18 protein-coding genes are annotated in these 21230 nt (G+C 40.8%); 10 read left to right on the forward strand and 8 right to left on the reverse strand.

Annotation, left to right across the window (positions count from 1 at the left end):
• Positions 1 to 74 precede the first annotated feature (74 nt).
• From ACR30L_RS19005 to ACR30L_RS19035, 7 genes are all read left to right on the forward strand, one after another.
• A complete protein-coding gene (locus tag ACR30L_RS19005) occupies positions 75 to 947 on the forward strand; it encodes a MurR/RpiR family transcriptional regulator (RefSeq protein WP_435235801.1) in 873 nt (290 codons plus the stop codon).
• Between the two features lie 488 nt (positions 948 to 1435).
• Positions 1436 to 2944, forward strand: a complete 1509-nt coding sequence (gene xdhA, locus ACR30L_RS19010; RefSeq protein WP_435235802.1) for a xanthine dehydrogenase small subunit — start codon at positions 1436 to 1438, stop codon at positions 2942 to 2944.
• The gene (xdhB, locus tag ACR30L_RS19015) at positions 2931 to 5264 is read left to right on the forward strand and encodes a xanthine dehydrogenase molybdopterin binding subunit (RefSeq protein ID WP_435235803.1); all 2334 of its coding nucleotides are present in this window, start codon (positions 2931 to 2933) and stop codon (positions 5262 to 5264) included. Before xdhA ends, xdhB begins: the two co-directional genes overlap by 14 nt.
• A gap of 11 nt (positions 5265 to 5275) precedes the next feature.
• Complete coding sequence (gene uraD, locus ACR30L_RS19020; protein WP_435235804.1) at positions 5276 to 5776, forward strand: 2-oxo-4-hydroxy-4-carboxy-5-ureidoimidazoline decarboxylase; 501 nt, start codon at positions 5276 to 5278, stop codon at positions 5774 to 5776.
• Complete coding sequence (uraH, locus tag ACR30L_RS19025) at positions 5773 to 6135, forward strand: hydroxyisourate hydrolase (RefSeq protein WP_435235805.1); 363 nt, start codon at positions 5773 to 5775, stop codon at positions 6133 to 6135. The genes uraD and uraH overlap by 4 nt, the downstream gene beginning before the upstream one ends.
• A 3-nt stretch (positions 6136 to 6138) precedes the next feature.
• Entirely contained in the window at positions 6139 to 7455 is a 1317-nt protein-coding gene (gene guaD, locus ACR30L_RS19030; RefSeq protein ID WP_435235806.1) for a guanine deaminase, read from the forward strand.
• Between the two features lie 90 nt (positions 7456 to 7545).
• Positions 7546 to 8205, forward strand: coding sequence for a TetR/AcrR family transcriptional regulator (locus ACR30L_RS19035; protein WP_435235807.1), 660 nt, complete (start codon positions 7546 to 7548; stop codon positions 8203 to 8205).
• Between the two features lie 265 nt (positions 8206 to 8470).
• On the opposite strand, the gene ACR30L_RS19040 is transcribed toward ACR30L_RS19035, so the two are convergent.
• On the reverse strand, positions 8471 to 8956 hold the full coding sequence (locus tag ACR30L_RS19040) for a MarR family winged helix-turn-helix transcriptional regulator (protein WP_435235808.1): 486 nt from the start codon (positions 8954 to 8956) through the stop codon (positions 8471 to 8473).
• Between the two features lie 131 nt (positions 8957 to 9087).
• Between ACR30L_RS19040 and ACR30L_RS19045 the strand changes: the two genes are divergently transcribed.
• Positions 9088 to 9987 (forward strand): DMT family transporter, encoded by a 900-nt coding sequence (locus ACR30L_RS19045; protein ID WP_435235809.1) that lies wholly within the window; start codon positions 9088 to 9090, stop codon positions 9985 to 9987.
• A gap of 75 nt (positions 9988 to 10062) precedes the next feature.
• Here ACR30L_RS19045 and hpxO read toward each other — a convergent pair whose 3' ends face one another.
• Together hpxO and ACR30L_RS19055 are read right to left on the reverse strand one after the other, a co-directional pair.
• Positions 10063 to 11217 carry an FAD-dependent urate hydroxylase HpxO gene (gene hpxO, locus ACR30L_RS19050; RefSeq protein ID WP_435235810.1) on the reverse strand — a complete coding sequence of 385 codons (1155 nt, stop codon included), beginning with the start codon at positions 11215 to 11217 and terminating at the stop codon, positions 10063 to 10065.
• 82 nt (positions 11218 to 11299) lie between these two features.
• The gene (locus ACR30L_RS19055; RefSeq protein WP_435235811.1) at positions 11300 to 12742 is read right to left on the reverse strand and encodes an NCS1 family nucleobase:cation symporter-1; all 1443 of its coding nucleotides are present in this window, start codon (positions 12740 to 12742) and stop codon (positions 11300 to 11302) included.
• A gap of 311 nt (positions 12743 to 13053) precedes the next feature.
• Here ACR30L_RS19055 and ACR30L_RS19060 point away from each other — a divergent pair, with 311 nt between their 5' ends.
• Together ACR30L_RS19060 and puuE are read left to right on the forward strand one after the other, a co-directional pair.
• The gene (locus ACR30L_RS19060) at positions 13054 to 13722 is read left to right on the forward strand and encodes a GntR family transcriptional regulator (RefSeq protein WP_435235812.1); all 669 of its coding nucleotides are present in this window, start codon (positions 13054 to 13056) and stop codon (positions 13720 to 13722) included.
• Between the two features lie 43 nt (positions 13723 to 13765).
• Entirely contained in the window at positions 13766 to 14701 is a 936-nt protein-coding gene (puuE, locus tag ACR30L_RS19065; protein WP_435235813.1) for an allantoinase PuuE, read from the forward strand.
• 246 nt (positions 14702 to 14947) lie between these two features.
• Here puuE and ACR30L_RS19070 read toward each other — a convergent pair whose 3' ends face one another.
• The 5 genes from ACR30L_RS19070 to ACR30L_RS19090 are packed head-to-tail and all read right to left on the reverse strand — an operon-like array spanning position 14948 to position 21185.
• A complete protein-coding gene (locus tag ACR30L_RS19070; RefSeq protein WP_435235814.1) occupies positions 14948 to 16177 on the reverse strand; it encodes an allantoate amidohydrolase in 1230 nt (409 codons plus the stop codon).
• 13 nt (positions 16178 to 16190) lie between these two features.
• Positions 16191 to 17423: a pyridoxal-phosphate-dependent aminotransferase family protein gene (locus tag ACR30L_RS19075; RefSeq protein ID WP_435235815.1), complete on the reverse strand. Its 1233-nt coding sequence runs from the start codon at positions 17421 to 17423 to the stop codon at positions 16191 to 16193.
• Positions 17410 to 18987, reverse strand: a complete 1578-nt coding sequence (locus ACR30L_RS19080) for a gamma-glutamyltransferase family protein (RefSeq protein ID WP_435235816.1) — start codon at positions 18985 to 18987, stop codon at positions 17410 to 17412. The genes ACR30L_RS19075 and ACR30L_RS19080 overlap by 14 nt, the downstream gene beginning before the upstream one ends.
• Positions 18988 to 18991: 4 nt before the next feature.
• Positions 18992 to 20167 (reverse strand): amidase family protein, encoded by a 1176-nt coding sequence (locus tag ACR30L_RS19085; protein WP_435235817.1) that lies wholly within the window; start codon positions 20165 to 20167, stop codon positions 18992 to 18994.
• 16 nt (positions 20168 to 20183) lie between these two features.
• Positions 20184 to 21185: a bile acid:sodium symporter family protein gene (locus tag ACR30L_RS19090; RefSeq protein WP_435235818.1), complete on the reverse strand. Its 1002-nt coding sequence runs from the start codon at positions 21183 to 21185 to the stop codon at positions 20184 to 20186.
• Positions 21186 to 21230: the final 45 nt, after the last annotated feature.

Consider the following 21230-nt stretch of genomic DNA (forward strand, 5'->3'; position numbering starts at 1 on the left):
CAACTCTTTTTTGATAATTAATTTTCAGTTATAATAATTACGATAATTATTTATCATGTTATTGGGAGAGTAAATTGAGTAACGTTAATGAACAGGACTTATTAGATACGAGAATTCGCGCGCATTATGAAAGTGTGCCCCCTTCGGAAAAACGATTAGCAGATCTTTTACTCTCTTTTCCTGGGAATATTACCGATTATTCTGCGACTGAATTATGCGAATTAGCAAAAACCTCAAGAGCAGCGGCAACTCGTTTTTTTAGTCGACTAGGTTATAAGGACTTCAATGATGCCCGCCGCCAAGCGAGGGAAGCTAAACAATGGGGGACGCCAGTTTATCAAAATAGCAGTTTACGTACCTCGGATAGCAAGACCTCTCAAAGCCAAATAATTAGCGATCACCTTAATCGTGAACAAGCGAATTTGCAGCGCACTCTTGAAGGTATTGATGTTTCAACATTGCGTTCCTTAGTGAAGGCTATTATCGGTAAAAAACGTATTCGCATTATTGGTTATCGTAATAATCGTTTTTTTGCAGAATATTTACATCGCCAACTTTCTCTTTTACGTACTGACGTCACCCTTCATCCTGGTGCAAATCAAGCTATTGCAGAGGAGTTATTCGATATTAATCAAGATGATCTGTTAATCGTATTTGCATTACGTAGAAGAACCCCCATTATTGAAAATATCGTCGAACTTGCTAATCAACAACAAACCCCGATTGCGTTAATCGCCGATCCAACGGCGGCAACCATTGAAAAACACGCAACTTGGAAATTAAATTGTATTGTACACAGCACGTCCACCTTAGATTCCTACACGAGCGTTATGAGTATATTAAGTTTATTAATTAGTCATTTATTTGCAGAAAGCCCCGATGCATTATCGCGCCTTCGTGCCATTGAAACGATACATGAGCAGTTTGGGGAATTAAGCGGGAAATGATTTTTAGCAGTTAACGATCCGTTCAGTTGAAAGATAGCGGTTAGCTGTCAGCGATCAGTTAAAATCAAAACCCTAACCACAATACTACTGCTTCTACTGAAAGCTTAGCGTTAACAGTTCATTTCCATTCATAACTCGCCACGCTAAACTCATAATAAATATGGGTAAGGTGTGCTATGCGCACCGAAAAACTCACGACTAACCACAAACCTTTCCTTCACAACTCGCCATGCTAAGCGCGCAGCACAAATGATGACAACCACACAACAACGGCTAGACAATTAATTAGCAACTGAAAGCTAACCGCCATTCGTTGATCAAAAAAGTTCCTGACTAACCAGTCAAGTTTGGTATGATGTTTGCAATATTTTAGTAAATGGTGTCATTAACGTTAATTTATTGTTCGCATTACGTTAATAAACCTTTCATACAAATACATAGATAAAGTCCCTAATTTCAAGCAAGTTAAGGGAAAAAGGGGAAGTAAAGTGATTCATTTTCTATTAAATGAGCAGGCGGTTATTGTTGACCAGGAAGCACCAGACTTAAACATTCTCGATTGGTTACGCACCAAAAAAGGGATAACCAGTAGCAAAGAAGGCTGTGGAACAGGTGACTGTGGAGCTTGTACTATTCTGTTGGGCAGTGAAGTCATCGATAAAAATAATAACAGTCGCTGGCATTACCAGACCGTGAATAGTTGTTTAATGTTACTCGGTAATGCACATGGTAAACATATTATTACCCTTGATGCACTGACCCCCAAATTATCACCTACTTTGGAAGATTTACATCCGGTACAACGTGCCATGGTCGAGTGCCATGGTTCACAGTGTGGCTTTTGTACGCCAGGGTTTATTATGAGCTTGCTTGCATTGTATATTAACAATGTTGAATACCCAGGTAAAAAAGCAGTTATTCATGCACTGAGTGGTAATCTTTGTCGTTGTACAGGTTATGCTCCTATTATTGAAGCAGCGCAAAAGTGCTATGAATATCCTCGCAAACAAGAAGCTTGGTCAACCCTTGCAGCGCAATTTAAACAACAAATAAACGATGTCGGTGATGAATGTCCAAGTCTGATGCTGCAAGACACTCACTTTTACGTTCCCCAACATTTATCAGCATTACTCGCACTAAAACAATCTTATCCAAGCGGTAAATTAATTGCAGGGGCAACGGACCTTTCCATCGAGATAAGTCAACAGCTACTTGAATTCAAACATTTAATTTCCGTCGCTCAGGTTAAAGAGCTTTGTTATTTTACGGAAACAAAAACCACCTTCGAGATTGGTGCAGCCCTACCCTACAGTCAATTTATGCCTGCCTTTTGCGAACATTACCCAGAATCAAAGGAATTATTTGAACGCTTAGGTTCAACACAAGTCCGTAATAGCGGAACATTGGGTGGCAGCTTGGGAAATGCATCTCCAATTGGCGATCCTGCACCGTTATTAATTGCCTTAAATGCACAACTTGTTTTACAAACAAATACAGCATCTCGTACCATTAATATTGAAGATTTCTTTACCGGCTACAAACAAACAGTATTAAAAGATAACGAAGTCATTAGCACGATTATTATTCCCAAACGTAAAGCGACTACTAAGTTAGCTTGCCATAAAGTATCAAAACGTTTAGAAGACGATATCTCTACCGTTGCATTGATCGTTGCCATCGAAACAGAGGGAGATACCATGACCAATGTACGCTGTTCAATGGGCGGCATGAGTGCAATGCCAACACGTGCTAAAAATATTGAAAACTTCCTTGAAAACAGCCAATTCAGTCTCGCTACCTTTATTGCGGCGGGTCAATGTGTCGATCAAGACTACACGCCAATGAGCGATGTTCGAGCCAGTGCATTTTACCGTACCACGGTTGCTCAAAACCTGCTTCAACGCATTGGTTATGAATTCTGCCAACCCAATCCAATTAAAATAAATGAACCAATTAATGACCCTGCAGCGGTAAGGATACAACATGCGGCACTTTAAACTTCCGAATAAAAATAACACTGACACCATCGGAAAGTCAGTTTTCCATGAAAGTGCTATTAAACAGGTTTGTGGTACGGCCGATTACATTGATGATTACCTTGAGTTAAACAATAGCTTATATGGATACCCTGTGGTTGCTCCTATTACCTGTGGGAAAATATTATCGATTGATAAATCTGCGGCACTAGCGCTTGAAGGCGTTAAGGTCATATTAAGCAGTGATGATATTCCTGGTAAGAAAGATATTGGTCCCGTATTTTCTGGCGATCCGTTGTTAGCAGGTGATGAAATTTTTTATCATAACCAACCTGTTTTATTGGTCATTGCCGATTCCTATAAAGTCGCACGTAAAGCAGCACGATTAGTTACTATTGAATGTGAAGAAACACCCGCAGTGCTCGATATTCACGATGCTATCGCAAAACAACATTGGGTTAGACCGCCTCATAGTATGATTAAAGGCGATGCTCCGCAGGCAATTGCACAATCGGAACATGTAATTTCCGGTGAATTATCTATCGGTGGCCAAGAGCACTTTTACTTAGAAGGCCAAGTTGCCATTGCACAACCCAATGAAGACGGGGGCATGTTTATTCAATGTTCCACTCAACATCCAAGTGAAGTTCAGCATTTGGTCGCAAAGGTATTAAACCAACCTTTTAATGTGGTTACCGTTGAAATGCGTCGTATGGGTGGTGCATTTGGCGGTAAAGAAACTCAAGCCGCACCTTGGGCATGCCTCGCAGCGCTGGGGGCACACCATACTGGTTTTCCCGTTAAAGTTCGATTAGCACGTAGCGATGACTTCCGCTTAACTGGTAAACGCCATCCTTTTTATAATAAATATCAAGTGGGTTTCAATGATGACGGCGTTATTGACGGTGTTGATATCGAAGTAAATGGATACTGTGGTTTTTCACCTGATTTATCCGATGCGATTGTCGATCGTGCAATGTTTCACGTTGATAATAGCTACTTTTATCCAACCGCTAAAATTGTTGGTAATCGCTGTAAAACCAATACGATGAGTCACACCGCATTTCGTGGTTTTGGCGGGCCTCAAGGCATGATTATGGCAGAAATGATCATGGATGATATTGCGCGTCATCTTGGTCAAGATCCTTTAACCATCCGCAAAGCCAATTTATATCGTCCCGGACGCGATATCACACCTTATAAACAAAAAGTTGAACAACATATCATCAAAGATATGATTGAAAAGCTTGAACAAGAGGGACAATATTGGCAACGTCGAGACGCAATAACGACTTTCAATCAAACATCGCCTTTTATCAAAAAAGGACTATCAATGACCCCCGTGAAGTTTGGTATTTCCTTCACGGTTCAACACCTTAATCAGGCAGGTGCACTGGTTAATGTGTATTCCGATGGTTCTATTCAAGTTAACCATGGCGGAACAGAAATGGGCCAAGGGCTAAATACAAAAATAGCGCAAATTGTTGCCCAGACCTTTGCACTTGATTTAGATAAAGTCCGTATTACTGCAACCAATACCGATAAAGTACCGAATACCTCACCAACCGCTGCATCAAGTGGAACAGACTTAAATGGTATGGCCGCGTTAAATGCTGCGAATACGATTAAAACACGACTGATTAACTTTATTAGCCATCATTTTGATGTCGATTCAGCACAGATAACTTTTTCTGATAATGTAATTCGCTATGGCAAAGGTGAAATGAGTTTCCCTGAATTAATTTCATTAGCCTACGTAAATCGAATTTCACTGTCATCGACGGGTTACTACGCAACACCAAAAATTCACTATGACCGCACTAAATCGGAAGGAAAACCATTCTTCTATTTTGCTCATGGAGTGGCATTAAGTGAAGTTGAAATTGATACATTAACCGGTGAAAATACCGTTACCCGTGTCGATATCCTGCATGACGTCGGAGATTCATTAAACCCTGCTATTGATATAGGCCAAATTGAAGGTGGCTTTATTCAAGGAATGGGATGGTTAACAACGGAAGACCTAAAATGGGATGATGGTGGACGCTTGGCTAGTTTCGGCCCTGCTAATTATAAAATTCCAGCCATTGGTGACATGCCGACGGAATTTAATGTAAATTTATATGATTCAGCGAATCCAGAAACCACGGTATTCCGCTCAAAAGCGGTTGGCGAACCCCCGTTTATGTTAAGCTCAAGCGTTTGGGCTGCCATGCGAGATGCCATTGCCAGCATAACCGATTATAAATTCTCGCCGCAACTTGATACGCCAGCGACACCCGAGCGCGTATTAGCCGCCGTGACAGAAGCAAAGCAATTTGCCTCAACAAACACTAAATAAAAGGAAGTTTAATGAGTTTAGAAGAATTAAACAGCGTTGATAATAAGCAGGCTTATCAATTATTTGAAAGCTGTTGTTGTGCGCCTAATTGGGTTGAAAAAATGGTTTCGGCCCGTCCTTTTGACTCCCATCAAGATGTACTTTCTCAAGCAGAAAGCATTTGGCAATCATTAGCAGAAGCAGACTATCTAGCGGCCTTTGAAGGACACCCTCAAATTGGCGATTTAAGTACTTTACAGGATAAATACGCAAATACATCTGGCACAGCAGGACACGAGCAATCAGGGATGTCCGCAGCAGAAACACCTGTTATTGAAGAAATGTTTAGGTTAAATAAAGCCTACTTAGCAAAATTTGGTTTTATCTTTATTGTCTTTGCGAGCGGTAAAAGTGCAGAACAAATGTTAGCACTGTTAAAAGCGCGCATCGATAATAGTCGCGATATAGAATTAACTATCGCAGCTGGCGAACAAGCAAAAATAACCGCCAACCGTCTGGAGAAATTATTATGAGCCACAACCCTATTACTACCCATATTTTAGATACATCAACCGGTACGCCTGCCGCCGATGTACCAATCAGTTTATTCAAATTGATTGACAATAATTGGCAATTACTCGCGTCGGGGAAAACCAACAAAGACGGAAGAATTTCTGAATGGAATGACGATAGTTGGTACACAGACCTTGCTCCTGAACAACTATTTTCTACCTATAAAGTGGCTTTTGATTTAGACGCTTATTGGCAGAGTCATCCAACACCAGCCTTCTACCCAAGCGCTGAAATCGTATTCAGATTGCAAGATACTCGTCACCACCATATTCCATTATTACTATCAGCCTTTGGCTATTCCACTTACCGAGGCAGCTAGAAAATGTCAGTATTAAAAACCGTTATTTGTGGCGATATTCTTGACTTTGTTGAAGATCCAGCCAAAGGCCAAGACACATCTTATCGTTATTTTTCACCCGGTGTGTTAGTTATTGAAGATGGCATTGTTCAACAGGCAGGATTAGAAGCCGATATCTTACCGGCACTACTCGCAGAATCATCGGACTATCAAATCCAACGCTATGATAATAAATTAATTATTCCCGGCATGATCGATACCCATGTGCATCTGCCTCAGACGGAAATGATCGGTGCGTACGGTGAGCAGCTATTGACCTGGTTAACGGAGTACGCTTTTCCAACAGAAAAAAAATTCTCCGACGAAGACTATGCACGCGAAATTTCAAAACGTTTTTTAGATGAATTACTACGTAACGGCACCACCAGCGCATTAGTATTTTGTACTGTGCATCCGGAGTCGGTGAACGCATTCTTTAAGGAAAGCCAAGCACGACGCCTACGCATGATTGCCGGTAAAGTGATGATGGATAGAAACTGTCCAGAAGACTTATCCGACTGTCCTGAAACCAGTTACGATGACTCACGTACGCTTATTGAAAAATGGCACAATGTCGATCGTTTAAGCTATGCTGTCACACCGCGTTTTGCACCGACTTCAACACCAGAACAATTACAAAAGTGCGGCAAATTACTTGAAGAGTACCCCGATGTCTATATGCATACGCATTTATCAGAAAATGGCGATGAAATTGATTGGGTGAAACAACTTTTCCCTGAAGCAAAGGATTATCTCGGCGTTTATGAAGATGCGGGTTTAGTGAAAAAACGCTCTGTCTTCGCACACGCTATCCACTTATCAGATCGCGAAATGGAAACGCTGGCTTGTAACCACGCATCTATTGCTCACTGCCCAACTTCAAATCTTTTTTTAGGATCGGGTTTATTCAATTTAGCCCGCTGTGAAAAACATGATATTAATGTGGGGTTAGGTACCGATGTCGGCGCTGGAACAAGCTTTTCTTTACTACAAACCAGTAGTGAAGCCTATAAAATACAGCAATTGCAAAAGCATAAGATGTCTGCTTTTAAAGGACTTTATCTTGCCACGTTAGGCGGTGCACGCGCACTCGACTTAGAAGGAACGATTGGTAACTTTTTACCAGGATGTGAAGCAGACTTCGTCGTACTAGATGACCATGCGACACCTTTCTTAAAATTCCGTTTACCGCACACGGAAACACTTCACGAACGCTTATTTGCTATTATGATACTCGGCGATGATCGCTGTATCCAAGAAACCTTTATAATGGGTGAAAGCGTGCATAAAAGAGATCTTTAGTATTAATATGGTGGTGAATAATAATTCATCACCAAGGTCTGCTTTTTCATTAGTTTGAAATGGTCAACTTACATTACCGATTAGGCGTTTATGACTAACGAAACGAAACAAAATAAAAAAGAAATTACTCGACAGAAAAATTACCAACTGATTCTAGATGCAGCGGAAGCACTGTTTGCAAAAATGGGTTACGATGGCGCAAGCATGAGCTTAATTGCCAAAGAAGCCGGCCTGCCAAAGGCAAATGTGCATTATTATTTTCAACATAAAGAAAACCTGTATCAAGCCGTTTTGGACCGCATTATTAGCCAATGGAACCTCGGATTAGAAAACATTAATCCAGAGGATGATCCCGCTTCGGTATTACATCTTTATATTAAAGATAAGGTCAGCTTAGCTATCGCACAGCCGATGCAGTCTCGATTATTTGCCACCGAAATTATTCGCGGTGCCCCCTGTTTAAAAGACTATATTCGAGAAGATGTTCGTCCTTGGTTTAATTCAAAAATAGACATTATTCAATCTTGGATCGATCAAGGTAAGATCAAAGAAATCGATCCCGTGCATCTGCTTTTTTCGATTTGGTCTACAACCCAGTATTATGCAGATTTTCAAACTCAGGTATTTTTAATCATGGATTTGCAAGAATATGGTGAGCAAGATGTCGATAAAATAACAAATACTGTCAGCCAATTAATTTTAGGGAGTCTAGGTTTGACTGTACCAAGCGATTTAGCTGTCAGCGGTTAGTCAAAGCCCCTAGCTTCGGGTGACGAGCTACGAAAAATTCAACCATCAGTGGTTAGTCAAAGCTCCTAGCTTCGGGTGACGAGCTGCGGAAAATTAAACCATCAGAGGTTAATCAAAGCTCCTAGCTTCGGGTGACGAGCTGCGAAAAATTAAGCCATCAACGATAAGCTTTTCGGTGCGCATAGCACACCAAGTCACTTGTGGTTAAGGTTTTGACTTTAATTAATAGCTGACAGATAAAAACTGGCAGCTACAAAGCATTTCCTTAGGACTCAAAATCCCCTAACCAAGTTTTCAGTATTTTATTCAATACCGGTTTATCTTCTTCAGAGAGCGATTCAACCAACTCTTGTTGCAATTTAACATGCTCTTCAATGACTTGATTAATTAGCGCTTTTCCTCGAGCACTTAAGGCAACCGAAACACTTCTTCGATCCTGCTTACTATGCACACGAACAATCAATCCCATCATCTCAAGCTTATCCAAACGGTTGGTCATCGCGCCGGAAGTCAGCATCATAGAATTAATAAGCATAGAAGGCGTTAAGCAATAATCGCCACCAGAACGTAACAAAGTGGCAAGCACATCAAACTCACCGGATTTAAGATTATAAGACTTATGGCATACAGCAAATTTAGTCTCAAAATGCTTACTCAAACGCATCACTCTTCCAATTAATTCCATTGATGAGCAATCTAAATGCGGTTTCTCTTTTTCCCATTGAGACACAACTACGTCTAATCCATCCATCTCATTATTCTCCTTTTAATATCCCCCTAACATTATCATAAAGAATATTACTGTAAAGGTACTTTACATAGAGGTTAATAAAGTACACACTACGCACAATTAAAATATAACTTAACATAAAGATAGTTTACATGAACATATTATTCGCGATGGTCCCAGCTTTTTTCTGGGGAACCACCTACGCAGTAACACAAAGCACATTACAAGATTGGCCATTGCCACTCCTTGGCGCATTGCGTGCATTACCCGCTGGATTACTCCTATTATTAATAAAACCGAGCCTACCCAAACCTTCGGAATGGGGAGTGATGTTCCGTTTGGGCATGGTTAATATCGGTATATTCTTCAGCCTGATTTTTGTTATGGCACTAACCCTTCCTTCTGCTATTTCAGCTGTAGGTATGGTCTCTTTACCTGTTTTTGCTATGTTGTTCGATTGGGTTATTCATAGACGCAGCCCTAATAAAATACAGGCATTCTTTGGGTTATTACTCGTATTATTAGCATGGATCTTGTTTAATCCTAAAACTATTCATCTCGACTATATAGGTCTGTTCGCCATGGTTGGGGCAATTGCCTGTATTCTTTGTGGTAGTAATATGACCAAATCACTTGGACAACGCATGCATTGGTGGACAGTATTAACTTGGCAACTCATTATGGGTGGCCTAATTTTAACCGTTGCAGCAATGATCAATGGCTTTATATCACCTGAAAAATATATTCAAGTAATAACACAATTCCAATCCAGTAATGCCATTGGCCTCAGTTGGATAATCATTCCAAATACAGCCTTCGCCTATGGACTATACGTATGGCTTTTACAGAAAATGAGTGTGGTAGACTTTACTTTCGCCGGAATTGCCAATCCTATTGCAGGCATTACAACGGGTATGTTTTTATTGAATGAGGCCTTTAGCGAAACACAATATTTATTAATGGGCAGTATGATATTAACGTCATTAATGCCACAGATTATTGCATCGACTAAACATTATTTTGCATCGAATACGCAGCACGCAACCATTTAACTCTACCACTAAAAAAGCCCATTCAACTTAACATTGAACGGGCTTTCTAAATGCTTAAATGAGTTAATGAATCACTTAACCTAATGGCCCACCTAAAATCGTTTCTTTTAAGCCAGCCATAATGTTATCGCCTTTTTCTAGCTTGAGATCTTCATACCACGACTCAGTAACACTCATATCTTTACCATGCGTTACATCGCAACGTTTATGAGCTTTGAGAACCAGTTCCTGAGCACGATCTTTACGGTTTGATTCATAGATTTTTAATGCAGATTCAACGTCTTTCGTTTCAGAAAATGCTTTACCTAGCTCGACTGCGTCTTCCATTGCAGAACAACCGCCTTGGCCAATATCTGGTGTGGTTGGATGCGCAGAGTCACCTAATACAGCAATACGACCTTTTACAAAATGAGGTAATGGGGCGGCATCATGCACTTCAACACGATTGGTTGTTTGCGGATCAAGGGCATCGATTAAGGTTTGAACAGGTTGACACCAATCAGAAAAATAACCTTTTAAATCAGATCTTAAAGTAGTGCGATCTTCCTCCAATCCAATTGGCAACGGTACATCAAAGAAGAAATAAAAACGATTATCAGCAATGGGCATCAATGAGACACGTTGACCATCTCCAACAAAAGTTGTCCATTGCTCTGCAGGTGCAATCGCTTCATCAATTTCAACCAAACCATTCCAGTTAACATAACCTGCATAGCGGCGTTCAAGTTCATAACCAATCACATGTGAGCGAACCGTTGAAGCAACACCATCAGCGGCGATCATAAAATCTCCCTTAGCAATACTACCATCTTCAAAATATGCAGTAACACCATTATCATCTTGCTCAACACTTTGGATACGCTTACCAAACTGCACTTTATCTCGGCCCCAATCATCGATCATCATTGATTGTAAATCAGCCCGAGAAACAGGACATGGACGTTCACCAACGGCTTCGATCAAAGGAGCAAGGCTAAACTGAGTCATCACTTGCCCCGTTTTGGCTTCCTGATAAGCCATGCTTAACATCGGCCCTCCAAGCTTATCCATGATATACCCCATCCCGAGGTGGTTCATGCATTTAACACCATTTGACCACACTGAAATAGCTGCACCAACAGGTTTCATCTCTTCGACCGCTTCAAAAATCTCACATTCGATGCCCTGTTGCTTAAGCGCTGCAGCAGCAGACATTCCGCCCATACCTGCACCAATAATCAATGCTTTCATAATTACTTCCCTTTCATCTCAATATTATTCACTTACATAGAAAACGAATTTATAAGCTTTCTAAATATCTTAAATTTCTTAATTAAATACTTTCGGTACTTGCTTGTTTAAACACCGAAATATTTTTCTTACTTAAACTGATATAAAACACAGCACCTAGAATTGCCCCAAGTAACCATGCATAGCCAGATAGTGCGGCTAATGCGTCAACCCAAACAGTTGCAATTGAAAAAATAGCACTGATAGAAAAAGCAATTAATGCTGTTTTATTCCAACCATTTGAGAAATAGTATCGACTAGTCGGTGACGAATTATAAAGCTCGTCAATGTGAAGCTTTTGCTTACGGAATACGTAATAATCGGCGACCATAATCCCGTATAATGGCGCTAAAGTAGCTCCCAAAGTATTAACAAATCCGCCAATACCAACCTGACTAATAAAACTCGTCCATAATGCACCAATAACCAAAGCAAAAAGAGAAGTAATCATGCCAGCTTTTTGAAAATTTATTTTAGCTGGGGATAGGTTCGAAATACCATTTACTGCAGGAATGAAATTTGCGACAAGATTAATACCAACGGTCGCAGCAAAAAAAGTAATCGCAGCAATAATACTTAATAAGGTGTTATCTGCTTTTTCTACAATTGCGGTTGGATTTGTTAGCTGTTCACCATAAACTACTGTTGCCCCTGCAGTAATTAATAGCGCTAAAGTGGAAAATAAAATCATATTAATAGGTAGCCCAGTAAGGTTCCCGAAACTAACAGCTTTACGATCCTTGGTATAACGAGAAAAATCACTGAAATTAATCATAACAGCAGAAAAATAAGCGACCATAGTACCAACAATAGCAATAAACCCTTTCATCTCCGTACTAAAACTTGCATCTTCTGATTTAAAAATCGAATTAGCAGAGGACAATAATTGACCATCTGATTTCTGCCAAAGCACCACGAGTAAACCGATCATCACGACATACACAAAAGGCCCTGCAAGATTAAGGAATTTACTCACCCAAACCATGCTTTTTGAAAAAATGACCATTTGTAATAACCAAACAATAATAAAGGAAAACCAACCTAATAACGTCATGCCTAGGTAAGAGTCTCCTTCTGATACGCCGGTAAGCGTAACTAATAAAAGATGTAAAGCTGTTGAGGCAAAATAAGTTTGAACACCAAACCAAAATACCGCCACTATAGCGCGTAATAATCCGGGCAACTTAGCACCCTCGGTTCCCATGCTGGCTCGTGCTAATACCGGATAGGGAATACCATAATCAACCCCTGCACGTCCTGATATATTGACCAAAAACATGACCAATAGTCCTGATACAATTAACCCTGCAAATGCAGTCCATCCTGTTACACCATAGCCAATAAATAAAGAAGCAACTAAGGTATAACCAAACAAACTCTGGATATCATTCGCCCAAATATTAAAGACTTCGAACCATCCCCAATTCCTTTGCTCTTTGGTTAAAGGAGAAAGTGTTCCATTATTATTCATCTCTTCATTCGACATATTTTGCTCTCCTTTGATACTTTTTTATATCTAGCTAAAAAATTGTATACAATAAGAAAGGCAAATGTCGTGCCAACAGCTCTAAACCCGCGATACCAAGGATAACAACCTGACAGATCGGTCAATTTTTATTTCAGAGCACCAACAAAAGGCACAAACAACCATTATTGGTGCAAAGTAAAGTGCATTTACAGCATTATTCTTCTTCACTATTTATAAGTAGAGGATCTAAATTATTGGCACATTTCTCGCTTTAATTTAAAATAAAATATTGTATACAATTATAAATATCCATAAATACAAAGAGCTAAATGATGTTAACTGACGATGAGATATACCAAAAGATATTAAAAGCAATCGTGGAACATCAACTTCCTCCCGGTACTCGACTACCGGAAGATAAGTTATCAGAAGCATTTGGTCGAAGTCGTACCGGTATTAGAAAGGTATTACAAAGATTAGCAATTGAACGTGTTGTCGAAATCAAGCCGAATAAAGGCGCACAAGTTAGTAGTCCGAGTGAGCAAGAAGCGGAAGAAGTATTTGCAAGTAGAATATTAATCGAGCCTATTTTAATGCCCGATTTAATCTCTCGATGGACTAAAAACAATGCTCTACATTTTCGTAAAATGGTCGAAGCGGAACACCTAGCAGAACAACAAGGTGATTTAGCACAATCAATTCAGCTTACTGCTAAATTTCACTACGAATTAGCTCAATGTGCAGGCAATTCAGTAATGGCAGAATTTATAGGCCAACTCTGTAATCGTTCCTCTCTAATTATTGCGGCCTATGGCTCAAATAAAAGTGTGAGTTGTGACTGTGGCGATCACGGTGAGTTACTTGATTTAATTGATGCAAATAGTGAACAACAGGCAATTAAGTGGATGGAGCACCATCTGCTAACGATTAAAGGATCGTTAACCTTGAAGAGTAAAAGCAATCAAGCCATTAATTTTCATCAGCTTTTTACCGAATAAATAATGATGAATATAGTATATCAACAGGGAGAGGTTTAACCCCATGAATGAAAACAATCCACGCGACTATATCGGCTACGGACGAGACAATGTACCCGATGCGAATTGGCCTAATAAAGCAAAGATAGCAGTACAATTTGTCCTTAATTATGAAGAAGGCGGCGAAAATTGTGTCTTACACGGTGACCCCCATTCCGAAACATTCCTATCTGAGATAGCAGGTGCCGAAGCTTACCCTGAACGTCATATGAGTATGGAATCTCTTTATGAATATGGCTCCCGCGCAGGTGTTTGGCGTGTTCTTAATGAATTTAAAAAACGTGAAATTCCGCTAACTATTTTTGCAATTGCAACGGCGCTGCAACGTAATCCGGAGGTCACTAAAGCCATTATCGCCGATGGTCATGAGATTGCTTGTCATGGATTAAAATGGCTACATTACCAAAGTATGCCAATAGACGAAGAACGCGAGCACATGCAGCAAGCGCTCGCAATTATTGAAAACTTAACCGGTAATAAACCCATGGGATGGTACACCGGACGCGACTCGCCAAACACTCGAGAATTAGTCGCAGAACAAGATCAATTACTCTACGATTCAGACTATTACGGTGATGATTTACCCTTCTGGATGCAAGTCCCTAGTAAGGAAAACACGCAACAAACTCGCCCACATTTAGTCATTCCCTATACCCTTGATAATAACGATATGCGTTTTTCATCTCCCTACGGCTTTAGCCATGGTGAGGAGTTTTATCAGTATCTAAAAGATAGTTTTGATTGTCTTTACGCAGAAGGAGATAGCAAACCCAAAATGATGTCGATTGGATTGCATTGCCGTGTCATTGGCAAACCAAGCCGTTTTATGGCATTGAAGAAATTCTTAGATTATGTTCAATCCTTTGATGATGTTTGGATTGCACGAAGAGATGAAATTGCACAGCATTGGATAGACAATCATCCGTATTCTGAGAAGTAAAAATAACCAAAAGCGACGAACTGCAAAGTTCGTCGCCACGATTATTAGAGATAATTATAGCTATTGTAGATGGTTATAGCTTTCAGTCGTCAGTAAAAATCAACACCCTAACCACAATGACTTGGTGCGCACAGCACCCCAAAAGCTTACCGCTGACTAAACCTCCCCCTTCGCAGCTCGGCCTCTCGGAGCTCGGAGCACGTATTATTACTACCAAACCAAACGGCTAGGGACTTTGACTGACAGCTAACCGCTGACGGCTAATTTCTTAACCATCTCCACCAAACAAGTCAGCGCAACACCAACATCCGAAGTCATCACTTGCTCCCTTGGATTATGGCTAATACCTTTTTCACAGCGCACAAATAGCATTGCAATATCTGCTATTTTAGCAATAACCATCGCATCGTGACCTGCGCCACTGTGTAACAAACACGCTTCTTTTTGTGTTTGTTGCTCAACCACTTCAGCCCATTGCTGTTGTAACTTTGAATTACAGGGAACCGCTTCGGCTTGGTAAATTTTTTCGCTTTGGAATGTTAACTGACGTTCTTGAGCAATTGCTTCTAGCTGATTCAATAAAGTAACACAGCTACTTTCTAAAATAGCTTGATCCTGACTACGAATATCTAATGTAAAATTCACTTCTCCCGGAATAACATTAACGGCACCGGGTTTAACCTCACATTTCCCCACGGTAGCCACGACATCGTGATTACTCGCAAAATATTCTATCGATGAGATCATTTGCGCGACACCACACAGTGCATCTTGGCGAAGATCTAAAGGCACAGTACCTGCGTGCCCCGCCATGCCTCGAACATTAAACTGGTAGCGTTTTGCACCGGCAATGGCAGTGACCACACCGACGGCGAGATCTTTACTTTCAAGCACAGGGCCTTGCTCTATATGCACTTCTAAGTAAGCAAGTAGTTGCTCTTTGGTGTATTGATCATGGCCAGCTATCTCTGGCTGTAAACCAAAATCAAGCATTGCTTGTCTCATCGAAATACCGTCGTTATCTTCGATATCCAACCAGTTTGATTGAAAACAACCAGCAACCGCACTTGAACCAATTAAAGTAGTATTAAAACGTGTACCTTCTTCATCGGCAAAGGCAACGATATCAATGTTAAACGGAAGATCAATATCAGAGAGCACCTGCATCGCTTCAATGGCTAACAACACTCCTAGGTTACCGTCATATTTTCCAGCATTAGCAACGGTATCACTATGGGAACCAATCATCAGTGTTGGTAACGTTGGATTACTGGCAACTTTTCTACCCCATTGATTACCAACACTGTCTTCCCACACCTGTAAACCAGCCTCTGTCATCCAGTCTGCTATTTGCTGATGTGCTTGCCTATGCTCGGGGGTTAAATAAGCACGAAGCAATCCCCCCTCCATCGCAGTAAACTCAGCAAGTTTATTGGCCTGTTGCATGATTTTACTGGCACTTTGATTGATTTCCATAGTCATTCCTGTGTTAATTTACGTAAAACTGCATGGCAGCTTTCACCGCTTGTCCCGGTGCAATTTTAGCGTTATCTTTTAACAAAATAGCTTCAAGCGCAGCCAATGTAGTCAGTACACACTCTTGACGAGCATTAAATCCCATGGTGCCAATACGCCAGATCTTTCCGTGTAATGGGCCAAATGACGTACCAATTTCAATACCAAAGCAGTTCAATAATTCCTGACGAACTTTTTCACCATCCACTTCTGCGGGAATATACACACCAACAACGTTGTTCATTTTGTATTTAAGGTTACCGAAGAGTTTCAAGCCCATTGCTTGTAAACCTGCGACCATCGCATCACCCGCTTGTTTATGACGCGCAATCACATTGTCTCCGCCCTCTTCAAGGTAAAGTCGTGCACACTCACGCGCTGCATATAACATGCTTGTTGCTTCGGTGTGATGGTTTAAACGATCAGGTCCCCAGTAATCCATAATCATGGCTAAATCAAAGTAATTGGATTGAATAATCGCGCCTTTACCGGCGATATGATGCTCAGAACGAATGCCTGCTTCGATATGTTTACGACTATTAATCACTTCAGCACACTTATCGCTTAAGGTAATAGGTGAACTTCCTGATGGTCCACCCAAACATTTTTGTAAGCCTGAAGAAACCGCATCTAAATGCCACTCATCAACTTTTAAATCGTTACCTGCAATCGATGCAGTTGCATCACAATAGAATAAAACATCATGACGTTTACACACTTCACCAATTTCAGCTAAAGGTTGATTCATGGTGGTCGATGTATCGCCTTGCACCGTTGCCAATAATTTAGGTTGGAAGGATTTAATCGCTTCCTCCACTAGCTCTGGTGGACACACTTCACCCCATTCAATATCAATGGTTTTAACCACAGCACCAACACGTGTTGCGATTTCACAAAGCAAATGACCAAAACGCCCCATCACTGGAATTAAGACTTTATCACCGGGTTGTAATACGGATACTAAGACTGCTTCGATACCTGAGCGCGCGGTGCCATCGACTAACATTGTTTGTTTATTTTTAGTTTCAAACAAATCACGGTATAGGCTTTGAACTTGATTCATATAGCCCGTCATTACAGGGTCGTACTGACCAATTAAAGCAGAAGAGAGAGCTTGATGAACGCGTGGGTAGGCATTAATTGGCCCAGGTCCCATTAATAATCGAGTTGGAGGATTAAGCGTTTCAAAAAGGTTATTCGTTGTCATTTTTTTCTCCAAGTAAACTACGGCCATCACTACGAGGGTCGCTGGAAGCAGTCGTATTGCCCATTGTATCAAGTACAATCGCGCCGGCATGCCCCATCAATTCATTATTATCAGCAACGCTGGTAACATCATGTCCAAGGGCTTGAAGTTCAGCCCCGTAAGTTTGGTAAAGTTGTGTTTCTAAACGTAAGTTATTAGTGGTATCACCCCAAGTACGACCTAATAACCAACGAGGTTGTGCAATCGACTCAGATAACGTCATGCCTTGATATAAATAACGACTAAATAAACAAGCTTGGGTCTGTGGTTGACCTTCACCTCCCATGGTCCCGTACACGATCCGGCGACCATCCTTAAGTTCAGCATAAGCAGGATTTAGGGTATGAAATGGTTTTTTCCCCCCTTTTAACACATTATGATGACTCTCATCGAGGGTAAAACTCTTGCCACGAATATTCCAAATAATTCCGCTGTTTGGTAAAACAACGCCGGATCCAAACTCCCAATAAATACTTTGAATAAAACTCACCATGGTGCCATTTTTATCGGTAGCCCCCATCCAGACGGTATCGCCGGGTTTTGCAATATGTGGCCAAGGTAATGCTTTTTGCATTGAAATATTATTAACGCAGTCGATGATCACTTCATCGTTTAACCAAGTTTGTAGGGGGGTATCTAAATATTCCGGATCAGTGATCTGCTGATCGCGAATAATAAATGCTTGCTTCGTTGCTTCAACTAACAGATGAATATGATCACATTCAGATTTTGCTTGGTCGGCAAGTTGATCATAGATAGCGAGGGTTAGCAACGATGCTAATCCCTGAGTTGGTGCATCTAAATTATATAAATTCCCCTTCGAAGTCGTAACCGTTAAGGGAGCCATCACTTTTGCTTGGTAAGATTGAAGATCAGAAAGTGTAATGGGGCTACCTGCAGACTTAAGATCCTTCGCTACCTGTGATGCTAATTCGCCACGATAAAAACTCTCTAGGCCCTGTTCTGCTAATTTTTTAAATGTATCTGCAAGTGGTTTATTTGTTAGATTACTACCAAGGGAAAGCACTTTTCCATTATCTAAAAATGCCGAACTAAAATGCGTTAAATTTTCTAATCGCTCAAAGGTCTTAACGCTCGCATCAACTAAACTTTGCGTCACTTCAATACCTTGTTCTGCCGCATCAATTGCTGGTTGCAATAAAGTTTGCAAACTCATACCCGAGTTATCTATCTCTAATGCTTTTTGCCAGCCAGAGAGAGTACCTGCCATCGTAATCGCTGAGCGACCTCCTGCTTCTGGGATTTCCCCCTGTAAACGATAGCTTTCAACATCAATATTGATTGCCGCTGCGCCACAGGCATCAATCGCAATTGGTGCTTGTCCGGGTTTGCTAATAATCCAAAAACCATCGCCACCAATACTATTCATATGAGGATATTGCACCGATACCATAGCAGCCGCAGCCACCATTGCTTCGCTTGCCGTGCCACCTGAATCTAGAATAGCTTGACCAACTTGTGCTGCTTTATAATGCGGGGCTGTAAATGCCGATTGATATGCCACGTTGTTACTCTCCTTTTAAAAGCTGTCCAGCCGTTAAAAGCTGACATTCTTGATTCGGTAATCCCATTACAGAGACACCACAAGGGCCTTCCGACAAGCCATTCATCGGTAAATGTAATTGTGGAAAACCAGATAAACCGGCAATACTGGTTAAGCCCATTAAATTTGAACGATAAGCTGCAAGCACATCCCCTTCCATCGTCAATTCAGGAGGCCCTGATGGGGTTGTTGGTATCACCCAAAGCACTTCATTGGCATGTAATTGTGTGGTTAATTGTTGTTGAAAGTTTTCTTGTTGTTTTTGTGCTTCAACGTATTGATCACGACTAATACCGCTTGACCACTTAACCCGCGATAAAATAGCAGGATCTAAGCTATCACCGTACTCAGCTAACCATTCGCCATGTTTCTCTATAATTTCAAAGCCCTGAATAGTACGGAATAACTCGCTTAATTCAGTTAAATTCCACTGGCCTTGTGCTAAAAAATCACCTTGAATTAATTTCACCCCCGCTTTCTCAAAACATGTTTGTAAACGTGCTAAACGCTGATCACTAAAATAAGGAAGAAAACTATTATCCAGATAAAAAGCATTCACATTTTGAATCGCTTCATTTTCTGGTACGAGGGCTTTATAAATTTTATTTAATAACTCAAGGTCGCGCGTTAAAATGCCAGCTGTATCGAAGCTTTTCGATAATTCAAAACAGTTTGATAAATCGAATTTACCTAATGTTGGACGCAATCCGAATAACCCACAATAGCTAGCAGGTACACGTATCGAGCCTCCCGTATCGGTCCCGATAGCAAAATCAGCCTCTCCACGCGCAACGGCAACGGCACTACCACTTGATGAACCGCCAGGAATACATGCCGGCGCAACAGGGTTGATTGGTGTACCGTAATGAATATTTTGTCCATTAAGGCTATAGGCAAGCTCATCGGTTTGCACTCGGCCCACACATTCTGCACCGTGATTTAGAAACGTAAGGATTAAAGATGATGTCGCGGTTGCGGGGGGATGACTTTCGAGCCATTTCGGATTACCCGCGCCGGTTTGGTAGCCTTTAACATCAAACAGATCTTTAAATACAAAACTGTAACCAGATAATGCACCACTTGACGTGGGGACGATTGAATCTGGGCCCTGTGTACAATAAACCTCTGTATCTTTAATCATTGTTATTGTCCTTTAATTAATCCGTCGCCAGTTGTTCTGCTTGCGCACTTTTGGCTGCATATCGATTCGCTAATACAGCACAGTAGAAAATTTGAATGGGGTGATAAAGCATAATAGGTAATAGCAACATTCCCAATCTTGGGTCTGCGCCGAAAATAACCTTCGCCATTGGCACACCAGCCGCTAGGGTCTTTTTAGTTCCACAAAAGACAGCTGCGACTTCATCGGGTTGTTGAAAACCGAAACGACGTGCAAACCATTGCAGAGAGTGCACCATCACCAATAAACAAACAAAACAAATAATAATCGATGTCGCTAGCATAGAGATAGTGAAACCACTCCAAATACCATTTGCAACTGAATCACAGAACGCACTATAAACAATCAGTAAAATGACATATTTATCGACTTTACCTACTACCGATTTATGTTTTTGTGCAAACTCTAATAAGTAGGGGCGCAATAACTGCCCAACAATCATTGGTAATAATAATAATTTAGAGATCGAAATAACCGATGCCATTAAATCTAATTCCGCACCTTCAAACCCCATAAATAATTGAATCAATAACGGCGTAATAAATACCCCTAAAATACTTGATAAAGAAGCATTAAAAATAGCACCAGGTACATTACCTTTACCGACACTTGTCATTGCGACCGAAGAAGAAATAGTGCTCGGTAAAACAAATAAATAACAAAAACCAAAGGCAAGCGCAGATGGCATATAAGCAAGGAATGTTGAACCAAAGATAACCCAAATTAACGGATAAATAGCAAAGGTGGCAAGCTGAATAAAGATATGTAAACGCCAATTCGATATACCTTCTTTAATGGCCTTTGGCGATAAACCTAAACCATGTAAAAAGAACACGAGTGCGACACCAATACCGGTGACAGCATCAAGATGTAACACACCGCCCGACTTGCCTAAATCTGACGATATTACCGCCAGCCCGATTGCCACTAGCATCCCGACCAGAAACCATTCTTTTTTCAATTTATTAATAAAAGCCATAAAGTATTTTCTTCTCAATTAGTATTCATTTTGCCAAGACCTAAC

The organism is Psychromonas saccharinae (assembly GCF_051201515.1).
In the GTDB taxonomy this organism is placed as follows: Bacteria; Pseudomonadota; Gammaproteobacteria; order Enterobacterales; family Psychromonadaceae; genus Psychromonas.